Annotated in this window: 25 protein-coding genes; 15 read left to right on the forward strand and 10 right to left on the reverse strand. The window is 62.1% G+C overall.

Annotation, left to right across the window (positions count from 1 at the left end):
• Positions 1-123 precede the first annotated feature (123 nt).
• Both EEB12_RS16630 and EEB12_RS16635 read right to left on the reverse strand, forming a co-directional pair.
• Entirely contained in the window at positions 124-519 is a 396-nt protein-coding gene (locus EEB12_RS16630; protein WP_141488144.1) for a hypothetical protein, read from the reverse strand.
• Positions 512-964, reverse strand: coding sequence for a hypothetical protein (locus tag EEB12_RS16635; protein WP_141488145.1), 453 nt, complete (start codon positions 962-964; stop codon positions 512-514). The genes EEB12_RS16630 and EEB12_RS16635 overlap by 8 nt, the downstream gene beginning before the upstream one ends.
• Positions 965-1,279: 315 nt before the next feature.
• On the opposite strand from EEB12_RS16635, the gene EEB12_RS16640 reads away from it, so the two are divergent.
• The 3 genes from EEB12_RS16640 (at position 1,280) to EEB12_RS16650 (ending at position 4,029) form a co-directional block, all read left to right on the forward strand.
• Positions 1,280-2,608 carry a hypothetical protein gene (locus EEB12_RS16640; protein ID WP_141488146.1) on the forward strand — a complete coding sequence of 443 codons (1,329 nt, stop codon included), beginning with the start codon at positions 1,280-1,282 and terminating at the stop codon, positions 2,606-2,608.
• A 109-nt stretch (positions 2,609-2,717) separates the two neighbouring features.
• A complete protein-coding gene (locus tag EEB12_RS16645; RefSeq protein ID WP_141488147.1) occupies positions 2,718-3,743 on the forward strand; it encodes a hypothetical protein in 1,026 nt (341 codons plus the stop codon).
• A gap of 100 nt (positions 3,744-3,843) precedes the next feature.
• Complete coding sequence (locus tag EEB12_RS16650; RefSeq protein WP_181447547.1) at positions 3,844-4,029, forward strand: hypothetical protein; 186 nt, start codon at positions 3,844-3,846, stop codon at positions 4,027-4,029.
• A 202-nt stretch (positions 4,030-4,231) separates the two neighbouring features.
• On the opposite strand, the gene EEB12_RS16655 is transcribed toward EEB12_RS16650, so the two are convergent.
• Complete coding sequence (locus EEB12_RS16655; RefSeq protein WP_258537281.1) at positions 4,232-4,750, reverse strand: hypothetical protein; 519 nt, start codon at positions 4,748-4,750, stop codon at positions 4,232-4,234.
• Between the two features lie 608 nt (positions 4,751-5,358).
• On the opposite strand from EEB12_RS16655, the gene EEB12_RS16660 reads away from it, so the two are divergent.
• The 5 genes from EEB12_RS16660 to EEB12_RS16680 all read left to right on the forward strand — a co-directional run bounded on the left by EEB12_RS16660 (position 5,359) and on the right by EEB12_RS16680 (position 7,805).
• Positions 5,359-5,562: a three-helix bundle dimerization domain-containing protein gene (locus EEB12_RS16660; RefSeq protein WP_141488149.1), complete on the forward strand. Its 204-nt coding sequence runs from the start codon at positions 5,359-5,361 to the stop codon at positions 5,560-5,562.
• Positions 5,563-5,567: 5 nt separating this feature from the next.
• On the forward strand, positions 5,568-5,858 hold the full coding sequence (locus EEB12_RS16665) for a hypothetical protein (protein ID WP_141488150.1): 291 nt from the start codon (positions 5,568-5,570) through the stop codon (positions 5,856-5,858).
• Positions 5,859-5,943: 85 nt separating this feature from the next.
• Positions 5,944-6,975 carry a magnesium and cobalt transport protein CorA gene (locus EEB12_RS16670; RefSeq protein ID WP_141488151.1) on the forward strand — a complete coding sequence of 344 codons (1,032 nt, stop codon included), beginning with the start codon at positions 5,944-5,946 and terminating at the stop codon, positions 6,973-6,975.
• 251 nt (positions 6,976-7,226) lie between these two features.
• Positions 7,227-7,412, forward strand: a complete 186-nt coding sequence (locus tag EEB12_RS16675) for a hypothetical protein (protein ID WP_141488152.1) — start codon at positions 7,227-7,229, stop codon at positions 7,410-7,412.
• Between the two features lie 69 nt (positions 7,413-7,481).
• Positions 7,482-7,805: a putative Ig domain-containing protein gene (locus EEB12_RS16680; RefSeq protein ID WP_020971285.1), complete on the forward strand. Its 324-nt coding sequence runs from the start codon at positions 7,482-7,484 to the stop codon at positions 7,803-7,805.
• Positions 7,806-7,892: 87 nt separating this feature from the next.
• Here the strand turns inward: EEB12_RS16680 and EEB12_RS16685 are convergent, their stop codons facing one another.
• Positions 7,893-8,339: a DUF4913 domain-containing protein gene (locus EEB12_RS16685; protein WP_141488153.1), complete on the reverse strand. Its 447-nt coding sequence runs from the start codon at positions 8,337-8,339 to the stop codon at positions 7,893-7,895.
• Positions 8,340-8,518: 179 nt separating this feature from the next.
• On the opposite strand from EEB12_RS16685, the gene EEB12_RS16690 reads away from it, so the two are divergent.
• Together EEB12_RS16690 and EEB12_RS16695 are read left to right on the forward strand one after the other, a co-directional pair.
• On the forward strand, positions 8,519-9,013 hold the full coding sequence (locus EEB12_RS16690; RefSeq protein ID WP_141488154.1) for a hypothetical protein: 495 nt from the start codon (positions 8,519-8,521) through the stop codon (positions 9,011-9,013).
• A 132-nt stretch (positions 9,014-9,145) separates the two neighbouring features.
• Entirely contained in the window at positions 9,146-9,640 is a 495-nt protein-coding gene (locus EEB12_RS16695; protein ID WP_141488155.1) for a DinB family protein, read from the forward strand.
• 33 nt (positions 9,641-9,673) lie between these two features.
• On the opposite strand, the gene EEB12_RS16700 is transcribed toward EEB12_RS16695, so the two are convergent.
• The 4 genes from EEB12_RS16700 to EEB12_RS16715 all read right to left on the reverse strand — a co-directional run bounded on the left by EEB12_RS16700 (position 9,674) and on the right by EEB12_RS16715 (position 13,159).
• Positions 9,674-10,135, reverse strand: a complete 462-nt coding sequence (locus EEB12_RS16700) for a DUF6389 family protein (protein WP_141488156.1) — start codon at positions 10,133-10,135, stop codon at positions 9,674-9,676.
• A gap of 230 nt (positions 10,136-10,365) precedes the next feature.
• Complete coding sequence (gene dmpG, locus EEB12_RS16705; protein ID WP_020971280.1) at positions 10,366-11,394, reverse strand: 4-hydroxy-2-oxovalerate aldolase; 1,029 nt, start codon at positions 11,392-11,394, stop codon at positions 10,366-10,368.
• Positions 11,391-12,335 (reverse strand): acetaldehyde dehydrogenase (acetylating), encoded by a 945-nt coding sequence (locus tag EEB12_RS16710; protein WP_020909649.1) that lies wholly within the window; start codon positions 12,333-12,335, stop codon positions 11,391-11,393. Before EEB12_RS16710 ends, dmpG begins: the two co-directional genes overlap by 4 nt.
• Positions 12,332-13,159 (reverse strand): 2-keto-4-pentenoate hydratase, encoded by an 828-nt coding sequence (locus EEB12_RS16715; RefSeq protein WP_060939886.1) that lies wholly within the window; start codon positions 13,157-13,159, stop codon positions 12,332-12,334. The genes EEB12_RS16710 and EEB12_RS16715 overlap by 4 nt, the downstream gene beginning before the upstream one ends.
• Before the next feature lie 69 nt (positions 13,160-13,228).
• Between EEB12_RS16715 and EEB12_RS16720 the strand changes: the two genes are divergently transcribed.
• Positions 13,229-13,990 (forward strand): IclR family transcriptional regulator, encoded by a 762-nt coding sequence (locus EEB12_RS16720; protein WP_141488157.1) that lies wholly within the window; start codon positions 13,229-13,231, stop codon positions 13,988-13,990.
• Here EEB12_RS16720 and helR read toward each other — a convergent pair.
• Positions 13,952-16,174: an RNA polymerase recycling motor ATPase HelR gene (gene helR, locus EEB12_RS16725; RefSeq protein ID WP_141488158.1), complete on the reverse strand. Its 2,223-nt coding sequence runs from the start codon at positions 16,172-16,174 to the stop codon at positions 13,952-13,954. The genes EEB12_RS16720 and helR overlap by 39 nt on opposite strands.
• A gap of 271 nt (positions 16,175-16,445) precedes the next feature.
• Between helR and EEB12_RS16730 the strand changes: the two genes are divergently transcribed.
• From EEB12_RS16730 to EEB12_RS16745, 4 genes are all read left to right on the forward strand, one after another.
• The gene (locus EEB12_RS16730; RefSeq protein ID WP_258537279.1) at positions 16,446-16,910 is read left to right on the forward strand and encodes a hypothetical protein; all 465 of its coding nucleotides are present in this window, start codon (positions 16,446-16,448) and stop codon (positions 16,908-16,910) included.
• Positions 16,911-17,087: 177 nt separating this feature from the next.
• Positions 17,088-17,324: a CsbD family protein gene (locus EEB12_RS16735; protein ID WP_003943084.1), complete on the forward strand. Its 237-nt coding sequence runs from the start codon at positions 17,088-17,090 to the stop codon at positions 17,322-17,324.
• 143 nt (positions 17,325-17,467) lie between these two features.
• Complete coding sequence (locus EEB12_RS16740; RefSeq protein WP_141488159.1) at positions 17,468-19,642, forward strand: catalase; 2,175 nt, start codon at positions 17,468-17,470, stop codon at positions 19,640-19,642.
• Between the two features lie 24 nt (positions 19,643-19,666).
• Positions 19,667-19,936, forward strand: coding sequence for a Rho termination factor N-terminal domain-containing protein (locus EEB12_RS16745; protein WP_020909642.1), 270 nt, complete (start codon positions 19,667-19,669; stop codon positions 19,934-19,936).
• Between the two features lie 57 nt (positions 19,937-19,993).
• Here EEB12_RS16745 and EEB12_RS16750 read toward each other — a convergent pair whose 3' ends face one another.
• Positions 19,994-20,299, reverse strand: coding sequence for a hypothetical protein (locus EEB12_RS16750; RefSeq protein WP_024487711.1), 306 nt, complete (start codon positions 20,297-20,299; stop codon positions 19,994-19,996).
• Positions 20,300-20,436: the final 137 nt, after the last annotated feature.

Below are 20,436 nucleotides of genomic sequence, written 5' to 3' on the forward strand. Positions count from 1 at the left end.
CGTCCTGTTTAGCGATGGTCAAAACGCACACCCAAACCCGCAGAAACGAACTGAGAACGTATCGGTCGTCGAGGTCGACGAATCCGGACTGGGTAGTCAATCAGTGTGCAGAATTCGCGGATGTTACTGATCAGGTTGGCTGGTTTGGCGCTGCAGGGCCATCACGCCTGCAGCGAAGAGACATCCCGCACTGATCATTCCCACCATGGAGTAGAGGTCTCGATACATGAGGACGATCAAGAAATAGCGAAATTGTGCAAATCCGCTGAGAATGAATAGGGTCCCGGCCGCCATCACATACCGCTCAGATCGGTCCCGGAGTTGGCCAACCACGATGGAAGCGATCACGACCATCGCGAGCGGCAGGCAATACCATCGGGCCGCGAAATCGAGCGGTGCTTCGTGGGCTCCCCGAGACGGTATTGCTGCGATGATTCCTGTCAGAAGCCCGATCGCACCGAAGATGGCCGGTCGCACATCCCGTCCCTTCGTTGCGGTAGGGCTGAGAGGTTTACTCATTCGCACCCTTGAGGGTGAGCGATGTCCTCATGTGTGGCCGCGGGTAGTAGGCGGACGCTGCGCCGAAGGAAATGGCTGAGATCGTCAACGCAGGCCAGGTGATACTCCACCCATCGGCCCCTGCGACGGAGAGCGCAGCAGTGACGATCATCGCAACCACCACAGCCGTCGCCGTTGCAAATGCGAGCCGCCACGTCATCGGCGCCGCGGCGCGGACGTTTCGCTCGCCGACCGCGAGGACGCCCTTCCCCGTCAGGATTGCTGCCATTCCCAACAGCGCGTCGGCAGGAAGCGAGCACAACGACCCGAGGCAGATCGCGGTGAGAACACTGCTGAACTCGCTGGAATCTGCGAAGAGAAGCGCGAAGTAACCTCCGAATACGGCTCCCACGATCAGCGGCCACGCCATCGCTCGACTCTGCCAGGAAACATCCGAACGAGTCATACCGCGACAATACCGATCAGGTGGCAACACCACTTCGAATAACCGGACAGTCATCCCTCGTGCCAAATAATTCGGTGAAAAACCTGCCAAATAATTCAGGGAGTCACACGACCGAGCCTCCCGATGTGAGTCCGGCAGTGTCCGAGAAACGAACGAATGAGAGACGTCCCGAAGTAGCGTATAACTATACGAACATCGGAGCCACACTTGTCCGCGATGCAATCGGCAGCCCTGAATTCGAACCAGTCGGCGGTCTTTGCGGTGTACGACCTGCTTCGCTGGTACCGTCAATGTCATGACTCTGCAGAAAGGCGCGTGAGCGTCCACCTCGGGCGCAGGTTCCTGCGCCCTCGATATGTCTTCTTCACCGCGGCTCACCTGTGGGTGGTCGACGAGCGTCAACCCGTTGCGGCACTGATTGATCCGCATACAGAATCGTTGGCGGGGTTGGTGGCGTGGACTGATCTTCCTCCCGCACCACCGGGCTCCGGACCAGTACAGATCGCGGCCGACGAGTCCGGTTTATGGATACAGAATCACCGCGACGGTCCCTTGGTTCACATCGGTACCGACGGCATCGACCGTTCCGAATACACCGAAGGGCACCATCTGATCGGCGCGGGACGCTTCGGCGCCTGGTGTAGGACGACTACACGCAGGAACAACGACATCGCACCCTCCTCGGACATTCCGCCACGGACGCTGCGGCGGAAGCTGGCACTGCTGGTGACGAAGCCGGGTGGTGGGATGCGTCGTGTCGAAGTGGATGCCACGGCGATCGTGTCGGCCGAACTCGACGAATGCTCGCTGTATCTCGGTGTCGAACACGATCCGTGGGAACGGGTGCCGCGTGTGGGCGGCGCCGGAGGGAAGCGGGCCGGGTTCGAGTTACGTTACAGCTCATCGGTATTGCAGATACCTCTGCACGATCCGCCACCGCAGCGGATCGACCGCGACACCTACCCGCACGCGGAAAATCGGAAGGTCGGGTACACGAGCGAGTACGCCGATGTGTCGTACAACGAAAATCACCGTCGCCAGCGGGCGTTCGATGGCGACGTGCGCTGGTACTGGGGTAAAGACCCCAGTACGCGAGGTGCCACGATCGTACGGTCCTTGCGGGGTGAGGATCCGTCGCCGGTGACGACCTTGATGCTGCCTGGGATCGATGTCGCACACGGGGTAGCAGGGGGCGGGAGGCTGTGGTTGGTTGCGAGGACCGCTACCCGTCCTGCCGTCGGTCGGTCGGTACTCTCCACCGGGTTCGATGGCGGGATCCATTCGCTGATCACCGGTGGCATCGACATCACCGATCGGTGCTGGCCTGTCGGTCCCGAGCCACTCGACCATCACGGGTACGTGCAGTACTGCCTGCGCGGTCTTGACCGAATGCAGTTTTCGGACAAAGTCGATCAGGTGAGCGCCACGTACGTCGGACAGTGGCCGAGCGGCCGGATCCATGTTCGATTCCGGCATCGTGACTACCCGGGACTGGTGTTGACAGCTCGTCTCAATCTGTACGACGAGCAAGGCAACCGACTCGACAATCTCCTGTCCTACGCCTCGGCAGAGTTGGGGGAACAAGCCGACACCCGCGCATACCCGCCGGTCTCCGAAGCCATCGCGAGAGTCCTGCATGTCTGAGCTGAGCAGCGGAGGCGATCGAGCCGGAAAGCTCACCGAAATGACCGGTGGGAGACGCGTTGACCTGGGACGAAGACGCCCGACACCCGAATGTGTAGTGGAGGCAGTGATGACCGAATGGGTCCAGATGTTGGTGACCATGGCAGATGGCCCGCGGCAACCGGTCCACGGGGTCGTGGTCCCGTACCGCAATTCCGACGAACCTTTTCACTACTACTACGGAAGCTACGGGGAAGAACCTGTGTTTCTTCCCGTTCGTCTCCCTGGCGTGCATCTGTATCGGTGGGGACGCCGGTCGAGGATCGAATCGCTCGACGGACAGGTGATGTTCGTCAGCGACGGCACCACCGCCTGGGACTTCACCGCCGACCCAGACCATCCGCGCTGCACCGAACTCCGTCAGGTGCACTCACCCGGCGCGGGTCGATACCTTGCGATCACCCCGCAGGTTGAGCATTGGGTCGGCAACCATCATTCACGCCCGACAGGGCCGGTGACAGACGTCGAGTTCCTCGGCCGTCGATGCTGGTCGGTGGATCTCGCCCCACGCGAAAGCCGGAATCTGCCGAAGCCGTCGCTGCGGCTTGTTGTCGACGCCGAAACCGGTGCGGTACTTGCCCAACACTCCGGCAATGGTGTCGACGGCGCCTCATACTCCGACCTCACCGTGGGGGAGCGCCTCGACCCCTCCCTGTTCACCTGGGACGGTCCGGTCATCACCGACGCCGAATCCAGGACCCTCGCCGGCTGCGGCGGACCGCCAACTACACCGCGGCACGAATCGATACGCTGGTTCCGCGATGAGATCACGGCCGAACCCATCGGGGTGCCCCTGCTGACGGACCTGACTCCACGCTTCGTTCACTCGATCGAACCCGAATCCGGCGCATTCGCAGCCGAACTCGGTGATAATGCGGGTTGGATCACCCGGCGGCCGCGATCGAACCAGCCGTGGAAAACCAAGACTTACGGATATCAGATCGGCTGGTCTACAGAATATTTCGACTGGGCCTGTCAGATTCACCGCGGAACACTCGACGCTGCCGGGATCGAGTCCCTACAGCAGCAACTACACCCCGGACAGCCGGTTGTCGGCACGCCTGAACTTGTCTTCGCCGGTACCGACGGATACTGAGATCAGAGGTGTCCGGGGGCCGTTGATGCTTGCGAAGTTGATAGAAGCACTCGACCGGTGACAGGGGAGCGACTCTACCGACTCTCAGAAAGGCAGCCACATGACTGAAACAGCCGCTCCCACACGCTTTGTCGCGATACCCCGCACCGAAGAACACGACGGATGCGAGGACGAGTGCTTCACCCACTACGTCCAGGACAACGGAGGCCGCTACTGCCTGCGAGGACCGATGGTCCAGTCGGACGCGGAATGGCTCGCAAACAAGATGAACACACAGTTGGACTAGCCAACCAACAAGGCCCGCACCGGATTCGGTGCGGGCCTCACTGCTGCGCTCCTATGCCGGCGCAGGACGCTCCGGCATCGTCATCATGATCAGTTCCGCGCCGTCCTTGTACCGGTAAGCCCACCGACCATCCGAAGTCAGCACCGTGCCGGCCTGGCCCTCGTCCGGGGCCGGGCTCCACTCGCGAGCGAAGCAGCAAGATCTAGAAGCTCATTACCAATCGATATCGGTACCAAGGTCCACCGAGATTCTCAACGGTGAGATCGCCCTCGCGGCCGGCAGGGATATGGCTGGGAGAATAGACCCAACCCGACTCATCGGTGAAACCTCGCCTTGCGTCGGTGAAATACACTTCGCCCGTAGGCATCTCGTATACGCGATCTACTTCGAAGCGGCCGATACGCTGCATGTCGAGCGTTTCGGAGTCCGGGGTTGCGAGTAGTTGCTGGGCGATGTTCTCGAATTGCGGACGATCGTTGTCGAACTGTGGGGCGCTGGCAAGTGCCACGATCACCCCAAGTGCCGTCGTCAGCGGCCAAGCGAGCATCCACCATGCCCCACGGCGATACCGTCGTAGGACGACGATCGTGGAGATGACCCAGATACACCCGGTCGCCAGAAGAAGCAGTCCCGCCGCCGCAGTCGTGAAGTACCAGTCGCTTCCCCGCGGCCACCAATGACCCCGCGCCAGCACCAGCAGGACTAATGCTGTGAGAGTCACAGCCAGGACAACGATCCATGAAAAAGCCCGTAACTTGCACGTACCCGCTGTTCTGGCCGCTTCGTCCATAGCGCCAACCTACTGCTTGCCAGCAATGACTCCGAACCCCTGAGACATCGGGGTTGCGTGGATGACAGCGGTCGGATCCTTCTAATCAGGGGTATTCCGGTCTAAGCGGACGGCTACCGTGGGTGAATTTCATCGAGGAGAGGGGCTCACGAGGCGGAAAGCGCGGGACCTACCGCGCGTGAGGGTCAATGGCACCGGTGCACCCGCTGGGGCAGTCCACAAACCCTTCTCTGGTAGCGACGGGTGTCGGGTGCGGTTCGGCATAGAATTCGAGCACCGTGATCGTGAGGGGTTGGCCGCATCGGGTGCAGTTGCGGCCGGGTTCGGTCACGACGACAGGGACGGTGCTCATGGTTTTCAGGGTAGGAGATTGTGTGAACATCGCATCCCGGTTCCGCGCACCCGTCGCCGGCGTGGGACGAACTCGGCCGGTCGGGTTCGACTCGCGGCAACACAGCCCCGCTACGTGCTGATTGTCGCCGCGGCCGATAGTCGTCTCTCCTGTTGAACAATGGGCAGGTGGGGCGCAGTATTTACAGATGAAGACCGAAGAGGAAGAACGACTCATCGCTCATGCGGTGAGTAGGTTGTCTGCGAAGTATCCCTCGATCTCGGCAGATGTCGTGGCGGACGCTGTGGCGTCTGCTCATGGTCATTTCGACGGACATCGGGTGCGTGACTTCGTTCCTCTGCTCGTCGAGCGCATGGCAGGGGAAAAGCTCGCCTCACTGGTCCCGTCGTAGCGAAGGTGTCAGCCGCAGAAGAGTCCGATATCGCGCAGGCGAGAGTGTTTCTCGCCCTGCTCAATTCGGAGATCGACGAACTGTCCGAGCGTACCGAATCCGCACTGAGACTGGTGCGGGGAAAGCGTCCGGTCGGATCGGCTCAGGCATCGGCAGCGCGCACCGACGCGGCGGCCCTGCGTAAGGACCTTCACCGAGTTCATCGTCTGGTCGAGCAATTGATCCTTCGCTTTCCTGCCGCCAACTGTCCGGCCGATCATTCCTCTGCAGCCGATGGACTTCCGTTGCAACATTGATCAGGCTCCGCCCGCGGTCGAGCGGCTATCCTGAGTCGCCCACCACTTCGCGGGCAGGAATCTACGGAGACGGTGAGCTGCGGCGATGGATCGGCAACCAGCATCAATTACGGCCGCTGCTGTGGTCGACTGCGCCGTCTACGTCGACGGGATGCGACTCCCCGGCACTCACACGCCAGAAAGCGCGTTGGGTAAGGTACGGCGTCGGGGTTCGGGGTTCGTGTGGCTCGGGCTGTTCGACCCCACCTTCGAGCAGATGGCGGCCGTCGCACAGGTATACGGCCTGCACGAATTGGTCGCCGAGGACTCGGTGCACGCGCATCAACGCCCCAAACTCGAACAGTACGACGAGGTGACCGTGTTGGTGATGCGCACGGCCCACTACCTTTCACCGACCTCGATCGGCACCGCCGACGACATCGTCGAAACCGGTGAGATTCTCGCTGTTGTCGGGTCGGATTTCATCGTCACCGTCCGGCACGGTGCTCACACCGCGTTGGCGGGCGTGCGCGCCGAACTCGAAGGATCGCCGGAACACATGCGAATGGGACCGTGGGCTGTCCTACACGCGGTGATCGACCGGATCGTCGACGGATACCTCGTCGTCGTCGGGTCCGTCGACATCGACATCGACACCCTGGAAGTGGAACTGCTCAGCCCCGATCGTCACACCCCTATCGAGCAGATCTATCTCGTCAAACGCGAAGTGCTCGAATTGCGGCGTTCGGTCAACCCGCTCGCGGCGGCGCTGTCCACGCTCGCTGCCGCCACTGCGTTGCCGGAGCCGATTCCGAAGGACGTACACAGGCATCTGCGCGACGTCGCCGAACACCACGCCGCGGTGGCGGAACGGATCGTCGAATTCGACGATGTCATCAGCTCTCTCGTCGCCGCGACCCTCGCCCGGGTCAATCTCCAACAGAACACCGATCTGCGCAAGATCACCGCCTGGGCGTCGTTGGCGGCGTTCGTGACTGCGTTCGCCGGGATCTACGGCATGAACTTTCAGGACATGCCGGAACTGCGATGGCGATACGGGTACCTGCTGTGGTGGATCATCGCGGTGACCGGCGCGGTGTCGTTGTTCACCCTGTTCCGCCGCAAACGCTGGCTGTAAAGGCCATCGTCTGAAGGTCTTGGCTGGCTGCGGCCGGAACTCCTGGAACCGAACGGGTGTGAACGACCGAACCACCCTGCCTCCGCGCGGCCACGCTGTTGCCGGGTGGATCAGGTCGAAACCATTGTTAGGCAAATTGATTCCGTTACTCTCAACCGTCGGTGAATGGTGGGGTGGGCAAAGGATCGACGATCGGGGATCGAAGAAGGAGGAGGCAGGTGTTCGATAGCGCCGGCAGAGATACTCGACGAGTGCATCCGCCAGCCCTAGGTACCGCGCTCGCTGCCGCGCCCTTTCTCGCGATACTTGCAGGAGTGCGCTACGACTGCTTCACCCACTACGTCCAAGACAACGGCGGCCGCTACTGCCTACGCGGACCGATGGTCCAGTCGGACGCGGAATGGCTCGCAAACAAGATGAACACGCAGTTGGGCTAACCAACAGGCAAGGCCCGCACCGACGGACTGCGCGCTTACGTCACCAACAGCGGTAACGCCACAGTCTCGGTGATCACCATCGAAATAGCTCCCACGCTGACAGGCGCCCCGTCCGCCGGCGTCGTCGGCCAGCCCTACACTCACGCCTTCACTGTCACCGGACAACCGGCCCCCACCGTGACCGCAGGCGGTGCATTGCCCGCCGGTCTGACACTCACCGAAACCGGGGTGCTGTCCGGAACACCCACTGAGACCGGGTCTTTCGCAGTCACTTTCACCGCCTCCAACGGCATCGGTACTCCTGCCACCCTCGACGCAACCATCACCATCACCGCAGCTCCTGAACCCCCTGCGACAGGTTCACTCGGGTCGCTCGGAAATTTCGGCTCCTGATCAGCTAAGTCCCACCTGAAACAGATAGTGGCCGCGCACCCCATTTTCCGGGGTGAGCGGCCACCTTTTCGTATTCGGCCGGGTAGATCAGTGGCGGGACGCAATGTCGTCGCTGATCCACTCCTCCAAGCCGCCGGGGTCATCGACTACTTCCGGAGCCTTGAACGAGCACTTCACATCAGTGCAACGTTTGTATCCGGCTCGCTCCGCAAGGCCACGTAACGTCAGCCAAAGCCACTGCACATGGAATGCCGAGAGTTCCGATCCCGGTTCGTCGAGGGTGTAGGCGCTTTGGTGCGAAACCATCAGCGCGGTCAACTCCTCGACCGCGACAGGATGGCGGTACCAGCACGGCGGAATCACCGCATCCGATCCGGTCACCGAGTAGCGCCGGCGGAACCAGCTCACCCATGCGAAGCGTTCGGCCCACAACTCCGCAGCCTGTTCTCCATCGAGGTCTTTCCACCGGTACACCCGCGTAGGTAGGTGGTCTTCGAGCCCTTCACCGTCGAATTCGCTGAACTCGTCGTTCATTGCTCGCGCTCCCCATCCGTAGCTTTCGCAGGAACCTTTTCCGATGCCGACGCAAAACTCTGGGCCTGCGCCGGAACACCTCCTGACAGAGCAAGATGAAGTGTATTCCTTACTCGCGCTGCAGAATCGGTCCGACCGCCACGTGGCAAGCGATGGTGATCAACGGATAGGGTTCTTACGTGGTGGATCAACGGCGACAGAGTTTGAGACGCAGGTACCTGAGCCTCGGCCTCGGCGAACTGGCTGCCGCGGCCGTATTTGCCGCTGTGGCGGTCGGTGTCGTGATGCCCCGGCTCGAAGGTTCGCAAGACTCCGCGGCGTTGTGGTCGGCGCTGGCCCCACTGCTTGTGATCCTCGTGCAAGCAGGTGTTTATTGGCTGCTTGCGCGGGGCTGGGTCGAGTTGGAGTCGATACCGGCCCGCCTCGCAGCGCTTTACCGCGTGTTTCGGGTTCTCGATGTTCTCTTGTTGGCGATAGCTCTTCTCGGCGTTGTCATCTGGTTACCAGATCACTCCGGCGCGGCGGTGGGCGTCGTGGCGGTGTGGGCTTTCGGCGTCGTCGAGTACGTCAATTACTTCGTGGCTCGTCTCGCCTATCCGCTGCGGCGGTGGCCTTTCGAGGTCGGCAAGTGGCGGAGACCCCAACTTGTGCGCGACCTGAACTCGGCACGCTGACACCGGCAACCAAGTTGTCTTTGCTGTAACGGCAATATTTGATGCGGGATCGGAGTGAGTTCGGAAGGATCGGTTCTGCCCATCCAGGAATGAAGCCTCTTCATCGTTCTTCGCCGAGGAAGGAGAACCACCATGGCAATGTCGCGTCGCAGCCGCCGAGATGCCCCACCACCCCGGGCCGGCAATAGCGAGGCAGCCACACTACGAGCGTTTCTCGACTACCTCCGTGATTCGATTGCCGCCAAAGTCGACTGTGCTCCGGAACCTCAGGTGCGCAACACAATTGTTCCGTCGGGAACAACCTTGCTCGGGCTGGTCAATCATCTGACCTTTGTCGAACGATCGATGTTCCTTGCAGAAAACGTGACGGATTGGAAAGCGACGTTTCAACCGTCATCGGAAGACAGCGTGGACGGTGTCGTCAGTCGCTATCGCGAGACGGTCGAGCGCGCCAACGCAGTTCTCGACGGATGCACAGATCTTGCCGCGCCCATCCCGCGACCGGGGGCGAAACGACCCGCTCCCAGTGTCCGCTGGGCGCTCGTGCACATGATCGAAGAGACCGGACGCCATGCCGGGCACGCTGACATCCTCCGCGAATTGATCGACGGTTCGACCGGACGCTGACGCTGCAACGTGTTCGCCGATGCTTCCGCGCTTTCATCGAGGCGAATGTCCACGGCTGATCTCTGGGCCCACGAGTACAGCGTCGACAGTTCCGTCGGGAGTCGTTACTTCCCAGGGTAGTTCGGTGGCGGTCGAGGGAATGAGCCCGTCGATCCATTTGGCCACGACACCGACGACCACTTTCTCGAGTTCCCCACGTGACCACTTTCGCGGTCGATGCGGAACCGGCGGTTCCCAGCCCTCCTCGCCCCAGATCACGCCGAATAGCTCTCTCTCGTCACCGATCTGCTGATTCAGACTGAATGCGTCGGGACCCTCGTATCGTGCCCAGACGCCGAATGTTCCCTCGCCGTCTTGGTCGAGCGAGACGTCGATGACGATCCCTTCGGTGCGCGGGGTTGCCGCGTTGTGGATCGCAGCCAGTCGATCGCTCACTACCCCCGACGCGGTATCGAGGACAGATCTCAATTCGTCACGGTATTCGGTAGGTTCCACGGGCTCAGCATATCGAAGGTATCACCCTGCAGGTCTTGCATCGATGAAGCTGGTTTCCTGAATTCGTCTGTAGCGGAGAAGTTTCTACTCTGAGCGTCAGAGATGTCGTGCGACGAACTTTGCCAGCTTTTCGAGTGCCGTGTCGGTGGGCTCTCTCGGCCGAAGTGGCAAGTCCCGCCCCCGTCCGGAGACGGGAGCGGGACTCGGGTATCAGCGAACTCGGCAGCGCGTCAGACAGCTTCTTTTGTCGCCTGCGCTGCGAGGGTGAGTGCGATGTCGACGATCATGTCTTCCTGGCCACCCACCAGACGGCGGCGGCCGGCTTCGAGAAGCAGTGTGCGAACGTCGATTCCGTAGCGCTCCGAAGCGGCCTCGGCGTGGCGCAGGAAGCTCGAGTACACGCCTGCATAGCCGAGCGTGAGGGTCTCTCGATCGACGCGAACCGGCCGATCCTGCAGCGGACGGACGATGTCGTCGGCGGCGTCCTGCAAGGCGAACAGGTCGCAGCCGTGCTCCCACTCCTCGATGTTCGCGACGGCAATGAAGGCTTCGAGGGGGCAGTTGCCGGCGCCGGCACCGTGACCGGCAAGCGAAGCATCGACGCGGGTGACGCCGTTCTGCACTGCGACAACGGAGTTGGCAACCGAGAGCGAGAGGTTCTCATGGGCGTGGATACCGATTTCGGTGCCGTCGTCGAGGATGTCGCGGTATGCGCGAACACGATCCGCGACGTCGTTCATCACCAGACGTCCACCCGAGTCGGTGACGTAGACGCAGTGCGCGCCGTACGACTCCATCAGCTTGGCCTGCTTCGCCAGTTCTTCGGCCGGCGCCATGTGGCTCATCATCAGGAAGCCCGAGACGTCCATGCCGATCTCGCGGGCGGTTTCGATGTGCTGCGCGGAGACGTCGGCCTCGGTGCAGTGCGTGGCAACGCGAACCGAGCGAACACCGAGGTCGTAAGCGTGCTTGAGTTCACTGATCGTGCCGACACCCGGAAGCAGCAGCGTGGTGAGACGAGCGTGCTCGAGTACCTCGGCCGCTGCTTCGATCCATTCCCAGTCGGTGTTCGAGCCGGGGCCGTAGTTGAGCGAGCCGCCGGCGAGGCCGTCACCGTGTGCAACTTCGATCGCGTCGACGCCGGCAGCATCGAGAGCTGTGACGATCCGCTTGACGTCGGTGGGCGAAATACGGTGGCGGACAGCGTGCATGCCGTCGCGAAGGGTGACGTCCTGGACGAAGATCTTGCGGTTGCTCACTTGGTTGCTTCCTTCTGCTGGGCGATGCGCTCCGCGATCTGCATTCCGGCGGACGTCATGATGTCGAGATTGCCGGCGTACGCAGGCAGGTAGTGTGCAGCACCCTCGACCTCGAGGAACACCGACACCTGATGGGTGGGGCGATTGCCGTCGACGAGCAACGTCTCGACGGGCTGGTCGGCCGGGATCTCGGTGATCTGGACTTCCTGCTTGAGGCGGTACCCCGGAACATAGGCGGAGACGTCGCCGACCATCTTCTCGATGGACTGACGGATCTCCTCGTGAACAGCCGGGTCCGGGGCGTCGACGAGGCAGAACACCGTGTCTCGCATGATGAGCGGCGGCTCGGCGGGGTTGAGGATGATGATGGCCTTGCCGCGGCGGGCGCCGCCGACTGCCACGATCGCCTCGGATGTGGTCTCGGTGAACTCGTCGATGTTGGCGCGCGTTCCGGGACCGGCGGACTTCGAGGCGATGGACGCGACGATCTCCGCATACGCCACCGGGACGACCCGAGAAACAGCCGCAACCATCGGGATCGTGGCCTGGCCACCACACGTCACCATGTTGACGTTGGGTGCGTCCAGGTGCTCGTCTGCGTTGACGGCCGGCACGACGTACGGGCCGATGGCGGCAGGCGTCAGGTCGATCATGCGCTTGCCGAGGGGAGCCAGCCGCGCGTTGTTGGCGACGTGAGCCTTTGCCGAGGTGGCGTCGAAGACGATCTCGATCTCGTCGAAGTTCGGCAGACCGATCAAACCCTCGACACCTTCAGCCGTGATCGGCACGTTCAGACGCGCTGCGCGGGCGAGGCCGTCCGACGCCGGGTCGATGCCGACCATCGCGCCCATCTCCAGGTAGTCGGAGTTGCGCAGCACCTTGATCATCAGATCCGTGCCGATGTTGCCCGATCCGATGATCGCGACCTTGACCTTGCTCATGCGTTGTCCTCTTCGCTGGAAAAACTGGTGGTGACGGAACCGAACCCGGAGACGGTCACGGTGACTTCGTTGCCTGCGGTGACCGGTGCCATGGGGCCGAGTGCGCCGGACAGGATCACCTGGCCTGCAGTCAGCGGCTGCCCCAACTCGCGCGCCGTGCGGGCGAGCCAGACGACTGCTTCGATCGGATCGCCCAGGCAAGCGGTTCCGACGCCGGTGGACACCTCGGTGCCGTCGACGGACATCGACATGACGACGCCGGCGGGTTCCACCTCGTCGAGGGTGCGACGTTCGGTTCCCAGGACGTACACGCCCGAGGACGCATTGTCGGCGACGGTGTCACCGAATTTGATGTCCCACGACGCGATGCGGCTGTCGCAGATCTCGATCGCTGCGACGGCGTAGTCGATCGCGCCGCGCACCTGCGCACTGTCCAGCGGTCCGTCCACGAGGTCGGCACCGAGTACGAAGGCCACTTCCGCTTCGACCTTGGGCTGGATCAAACGACTCATGGGGATGGTGCCGCCGGCAGGGAACTCCATGTCGGCGTACAGAACGCCGAGGTCGGGCTGGTCGACGCCCAGCTGTTGCTGGACTGCCACCGAGGTCAGGCCGATCTTGCGGCCTACGACGACGGCACCCGCCTGCCGACGGATTTCATCGACGCGGCGCTGGACAGCGTAGGCAGCGACGAGATCGTCGGCGCCGATCAGATCGCGCACCGGTGCGCAGGGAGTACCGCTCGCGATGGCGGCTGCGAGGCGGTCAGCAGCAGCTGAGATGTCCGTCTCGCTCGCTGTACTGGTATTCGTGGGCTGGCTCATGGCCATTACTTTCGCCGTGGCGCCGAGATTGCGCCAGGGAACTGTCTCACTCAGCGATACGCTGGGCAGGTGACTGGCGGCGCAAACCTCGACACCGTGCTCGGCAAGGCGGTGACGATCCTGCGTGCCTTCCGGGCTGACGACCACGTGTTGCCTCTCGCCACCCTGGTCCAACGGACCGGGCTGCACAAGGCAACGGTGCACCGCCTGGCCAACGAACTGGTCGCGAACCGGTTACTCGACCGAACCGACGGTGGCTACCGGCTCAGCGGCGGCCTCTTCGAACTCGGCATGCTCGCCTCCCTCGAACGCAGCCTCCTGGAAATGGCGATGCCTTTCCTCCAAGACTTGTACGAGCGGACCCACGAGACAGTTCACCTGGGAGTTCGCGACGGCCACGACGTCGTATACGTCGCGAAGATAGGCGGACACCGGCAAGCCAACTCGCCGTCCCGGACCGGTGGCCGGATACCGCTGTATTGCACCGCAATCGGCAAGGCACTCCTGGCATTCTCCGACAACGAGTTTCGTCGCGAGGTGCTGTCGGAACCGATGACGCGCCGAACCCCGCACACAATTGTTGCGCCCGGCATTCTCAATACCCAACTGAACCGAGTGGTCGAGACCGGTATTGCGTTCGAGCGCGAGGAATCAGCGCCGGGTCTCGCGTGCGTTGCGGCGCCGGTATTCGGGACCAACGACAAACCCGTCGCCGCCATCAGTGTCACCGGTCCCACCAGCCGCTTCGTTCCCGAGAGCCAAGTGCCTTACGTTCGCGCCGCTGCCGAAGGCCTACACAGCACCATCGCTCGCCGCGAACGACTGCGGTGATCCGGCCGTCCCGGCCTGGACGAGCCCGGTCAATGCCTGCGGCAAAGGCCCCTCGTGTAAGACGCCGAGACGTTGGGTTGCGCGGGTGAGGGCGACATAGAGTTCCGACGCGCCGCGTTGGCCGTCGGCGATGATTCGCTCCGGTTCCACGACGAGCACGGCATCGAACTCCAGACCCTTCGTTTCCGAAACAGGCACAGCGCCCGGCACGTCCGCAGGTCCGATGACGATGCTCGTACCCTCGCGCCCGGCCTCGTCCTGATTGAATTCGTCGATGGCGGAGGCTAGTTCGTCGGAGGATATTTGTCTGGACCACGGCGCGATCCCGCAGGCGCGGACGGACTCGGGTGGCTGCACGTCCGGCGCGAACTCGGAGAGCAGAGCGGCGGCGACGCTCATGATCTCGGCGGGGGTGCGGTAGTTCACCGACAGGGATCGATAGATCCAGCGGCCGGGGACGTACGGCTCCATCATCGTCGCCCACGAGCGGGCACCTGCGGGTGAACGGCGTTGCGCGAGATCACCTACCACCGTGAAAGATCGGTCTGGGCAGCGGCGCATCAGGACTCGCCAGTCCATCTCGGACAGCTCTTGGGCCTCGTCGACCACGATATGCCGGTACGTCCAGTCTCGGTCAGCAGCAGCGCGTTCGGCGAGTTCCCGGGTATCGCGTTCGACGAAACGATCCGCCAGGTCCTCGGCGTACAGCATGTCCTGGGCGAGAAGGTGGTCCTCGTCGTCCATCAGATCCTCGCGGCTGATCATCATGTCCAGCACGCCCGCTGCATACGCGGCCTCGTCGCGGCGTTCACGTTCGGCACTCTGGTCGACGGGCTTGTCCCGGCCGAGCATGTCCACCAACTCGTCGAGTAACGGAACGTCCGAGACAGTCCAGGCGTCACCGTCCTGGCGAAGCAGCTTCTCGTCCGCGCCTGCCGCGCGTAGTCGCGCGGGAGAAGTAAACAGCTGTGTCAGTAGCTCTTTCGGAGTCAGGATCGGCCAGAGCGTGTCGAGCGCCGCGGTAAATGCGCTGTTTTCCACCAGCTCTGCGGTCAGGTCCGTCCGCACTTGCTCCCAGGCTTCACGGTCACTGCGTGTCAACCACCCCTTGCCGATCCGCGCTATCGCCCGTTCGGTCAGCGCCCAGGTGAGGATTTCGGTGAACACAGTGCGTGCGTCGTTGTGGGGGAGTCCGCTCGAACGGGCTTCTTCTCGGGCCCACTCCGCGGTTTCGGCGTCGATCCGCACCGTGACGTCCGCCAATTCGATCAACAGTGGGTTCTCGGGCAATTGCTGGTGATCGGCAATCGCTGCGCCGAGAACGTCCAGGATCTTCAGCGAACCTTTGAGCCCAGCGGCCTCCGGAGTGTCCTCGGAGGTGACGCGTAGACCGGGAACGAGATCACCGGTGGTCATGAACACCACGTCGGACTCTCCCAGCGAGGGCAGTACGCGGCCGATGTGGTTCAGGAACGCCGGGTTCGGCCCGACCACGAGAACGCCGTGACGTTCCATCCGCTCTCGCTGGGTGTAGAGCAGGTAGGCGATGCGGTGCAAGGCGACGACGGTTTTCCCGGTACCTGGGCCACCTTCGATCACCAGCACCCCGGGGTGTTCGAGTCGGACGATGTCGTCCTGTTCGGCCTGGATGGTTGCCACGATGTCCCGCATTCCCTCACCGCGGGGTGCGTTGACTGCCGCGAGCAGGGCGGAATCGCTGTGCGTGTCGTGTTCTACGCCGTCGGGGCGCCCGAGTACCTCGTCGGTGAAATCGACCACGCCTCGACTCCGGGTGCGGAACTGACGGCGTCGACGCAGGTTCTCCGGGTTGGCAGCGGTGGCAACGTAGAACGCGCGAGACGCCGGCGCCCGCCAATCGAGCAGCACCGGTTCGTAGTCGTTGTCCGCATCGAGAAGGCCGATCCGGCCGATGTAGGAGGTCTCGCCCGAAAGCGAGTCCAACCGGCCGAAACACAGTCCGTTGTCGGCTACGTCCAGCCTTTTCACCTCTTTGGCAAGCGCGCGCACCTCGGCGTCGCGTTCCATGAGTGCTTCGCCGTTTCCGCGCAGAGCGGTGTTGTACCTGCCTTTGACTCGGGCGCGCTCCGCATCGAGGCGCGCGTAGAGCCCCTCCACATAGTTCCGCTCGGATCGCAGTTCTTCTTCGTATCCCTGGGTTGGCACGTGCCCTCACTTCCGCTGGCTGTTCCGATCCCGTAGTCGGTCGTGCGGGATCGGAAGAGCCATTCTGCGGCACTACCCGGGCCTTGCCGCAAGGCCCCCAGTGGGATATATATTGATAGTGGAAGGGAGTGTTGATCCTCCCTCACAGTTCCTGTAACAGATCCCCCAGACTGACGTACGGCTCCCAGCCTGGTCGATGTTTGGACCCTGAACGCCACGGGTACAAATCTAGTGGCCGGTGCTCCAAAATCGGTTGCCCTCATGAACTTACGTGGATCGAGGGATTGTGAAGGCGATACTGGCAACGGCCGCAAGCATCCTTCTGGTGGTTGCCTTGGCCGTCGCCATCTTGCTTTTCCTTTCCGGATCTCCGCGCGAAAGCACCTCACACGAGCTTGCCGATACGGTGCACACGATCGGCGGAAAGCCGACCACCTGCGGCGAGTTGTTCGGCGAAACGTGCAGCTTCGCTTTGCAGTCGGACTACAACCAGTGGGGACAAGACCTCGACAGTTTCGTCAATGCGGGAACTCTCGGTCCCTTCGCCCGCAGCATCGGCTTCGTGGCGGAGGCAAAGCTGAGCTTGCAAGCATGCGAGGTCAGCGCCGCAGCTGCTCGGACGATTCTCGATTTCTACACTCTCGCCGAGATCGACCACCCCACGGCAACCACCACCGATCTCTTCCCCTTCTGGAACGAGTCCCGCCAATTCCTGTGCCCGGTAAACAGTTTCTGAGAACGGTTGATCGTTACTCGAGGAACGACCTCGTCGTTCGGCTACGACGAGTCATGGTCTGCGCCTGGTCGGTGCACGGATGTTTATGCGATTTTCGACGGGGTAGGGCCTTCTGTGTGGGAGTCCTGTCTGTGTGGGAACCCTGAGCGAGAATCCGAAACGTATTGGAGGGTCAACGTGCCAGATGACAAGAGCGGTCCCAGCGAGGGAATCAAAGGCGTAGTAGAGGACGTCAAGGGTAAGGCTAAGGAAGCCGTTGGTGCGGTTTCCGGAAACGACAGTTTGACCCGAGAGGGCCGCGCCCAGCAGGACAAGGCCGAAAGCCAGCGAGAAGTCGCGAAGAAAGAGGCAGAAGCCGAGAAGGCTCGCGCCGAAGCGGCCGCAGACGAAGCGCGACAGAAGTCCGAGCAATAGCCCTGACGCACTCGTCACCCTCGGCCTGGGATTGATCCCAGCCCGAGGGTGAGTCGTGGCTCCGCGTTCAGTTTGAAATCTCTACTTACTTAGGGCGTAACAAGATTCGTGCGCCCAGCATGACGATCAAGAGGAGCTGTTCGATGCCTTCATCTCAGTCCGTCCCAGGTGCACCGGCCCCGAAAGCGCCGGACCTGAAAGAACCGGTCAAGCCTCGACAGCCGTTGCCGCCCAAGGATGACCAGCGGCAGCCGGAGGTGCGTACCGTCGCGGGTGCCGAAGAGAAGGTGAAGGGAAATGGACGTGGCCAGCGGGGGGAGTACCTCACCACCGCCACCGGTACACGGCTTTACGAGACTGACCACTCACTGACCGCCGGCGAGCGGGGCCCGACTCTTCTGCAGGATCACCATCTGCGTGAGAAGATCACACACTTCGATCACGAGCGAATTCCGGAGCGTGTCGTCCACGCCCGCGGGGCGGCCGCGCACGGCACGTTCCTGGCGAATGGCGCAGCCGAAAACATCTGTAAAGCCTCGTTGTTCGCTTCAGGTGCCAGAACCCCGGTATTCGTACGCTTCTCGACAGTTCTGGGTTCACGCGGTTCGGCGGATACCGTCCGAGACACACGCGGCTTCGCCACCAAGTTCTACACCGACGAAGGTGTATTCGATTTGGTGGGCAACAACATCCCGGTGTTCTTCATCCAGGACGGAATCAAGTTCCCAGACATCATCCATGCCGCGAAACCCCACCCGGACCGGGAGATTCCGCAGGCGCAGAGCGCGCACGACACGTTCTGGGATTTCGTGTCGCTGCACACCGAAGCCACCGCGCACACATTGTGGAACATGTCCGATCGAGGCATCCCGCGCTCCTATCGCATGATGGAAGGCTTCGGCATTCACACGTTCAGGCTCGTGAATGCCGACGGCGAGACGAATCTGGTGAAATTCCACTGGAAGCCGGCCGCCGGAGTGCATTCACTCGTGTGGGAGGAAGCGCAGATCGCCGGCGGTGTGGATCCGGATTTCCATCGACGCGATCTTGCCGACGCCATCGAGGCGGGCGCATATCCGTCCTGGGATCTGGGCGTGCAGGTGTTCCCTGATACCGAAGACGAAATGTTCGAAGGCATAGATCTATTGGATCCCACCAAGATCGTGCCCGAAGAACTCGCGCCGGTTCAGGTCATCGGAACGATGACACTCGACGCCAATCCGACGAACTTTTTCGCCGAGACCGAGCAGGTTGCATTCCATCCGGGCCACTTGGTTCCGGGCGTCGACATCACCAACGATCGTCTCCTGCAGGCGCGTTTGTTCTCGTACCTCGACACCCAGATCACGCGACTCGGTGGCCCCAACTTCGACCAGATTCCGATCAACCGTCCTCACGCGCCTGTCAACGACATGCTTCGCGACGGCTTCCATCAGGACGGTGTGCATACCGGAGTCGCGCCGTACCATCCCAATTCGTTGGACGGTGGGTGCCCGTTCATGGCCTCGGCGGACAGCGCGGCCTATATCGAGGTGCCCCAGGAAGTTTCAGGGCGAAAGGTGAGGCAGGCGCCGGCATCGTTCGACGATCACTTCTCGCAAGCTCGACTCTTCTATCGCAGTCTCTCCCCTGTCGAACAGGAGCACGTCGCGCAGGCGTATACCTTCGAATTGGGCAAGTGCTACGAGGAGAACATCAAGACCCGGAATCTGGGCATCTTGGCGAACATCGACGCGGGCCTCGTGTCGATTGTCGCAGGAGGGCTTGGCCTTCCGGTTCCAGAACCGACGGAGCCGTTGAGTGATCCTGAGCTCAGCCCTGCACTGTCCCAGGTTGGTGCGGAATGGCCGGTAGACGGAAGGATCATCGCGCTACTGGTCGACGAGAACTCCGATCTCGACACCGTGGTCGCCATTCGAGACAAGATCTTCGACGCCGGCATGGTGCCGCTGATCCTCGGCCCGCACGGCGGAACGATCGGGGACGGTGACGACGCGGTGACGGTGCAGCGAACGTACCTCACGGCTCGTTCGATCGAATTCGATGCAATCCTGCTGAGCGGCGACGTTTCTCGGATCGGCGAGGGCAAGTTGGATCCACGGGTGGAGACTCTGCTGAACGAAATGTATCGTCACAGCAAGGCAATTGGTGGTTGGGGTGAGAGCATGAGTGCGCTGGCTGCCGCCGGTATCGACGAGTCTGCATTGGGAGTCGTCGTCGATGCTGACGCGGAAGGAGCGCTCGCCTCACTCGCTCAGCTTCTGAAGACACACCGCGTGTGGGGGCGTTTCGAGGTGCCGCCTACACCGTCGGAGTGAAGACACGAGTGAAGGGACGAAACAGTGGCTCGCAAGGACTCACAACCTCAACTCAAGGATCAAGAACTCTACGAAGAGCTACGTGAGAAGGGTGATTCCAAGGAGAAGGCGGCTCGAATCTCCAATGCGGCCGCCAATCGAGGGCGGTCGACTGTCGCCAAGTCCGGCGGACAATCTTCGCCGTACGAGGAGTGGACGGTCGACGATCTGAAGAAACGCGCCAAGGAACTCGATCTGCACGGGTACTCGAAACTGAACAAGGGTGAGCTGATCGAGAAACTCCGCGATCACTGAGCCGGATTCTGCTCGAGTTGTATTCTGCTTGTGCAGAATCCAACTCGAGCGTTCGGTTCAGTGCCCTTCTTGATCGAAGAGTTCCTGACCTTCCAGTCGCTTGACCCGACGGTGTTCCATCAAGATGGCCCCTGTTCCGACGACGAAGGACACGACGCACACCGCGCCGGCGATGACTGCCCATCCGCGAAATCCGTAACCTGCTGCCACCAAGGTCAATCCGAGTGTTGCCAGACCCAGCCCGATCAGCAGGTATCCGGGATAGTTGCGCCCGTCGCTGATTGCCTCCCCGACGTGCGATCGATTGGTGTGTTCGTCATCTACCGGTGAACTCCCGCTCATGTTGGTCACGGCGCACTCCATCCTTCGCTAATGAAGACTTGCGATTCTTCGCTCGTCGTCGGTTCACAGGGCAACTACCCGATCGATGGGTGAATGAAACAGATGGAGTAGTGCCGAAGTGCGGAGAAAGCCGTACGCTCGAAGTATCGGGTGTGGAG

Source organism: Rhodococcus sp. WS1 (assembly GCF_003797745.1).
Lineage (GTDB): Bacteria > Actinomycetota > Actinomycetes > Mycobacteriales > Mycobacteriaceae > Rhodococcus_F > Rhodococcus_F erythropolis.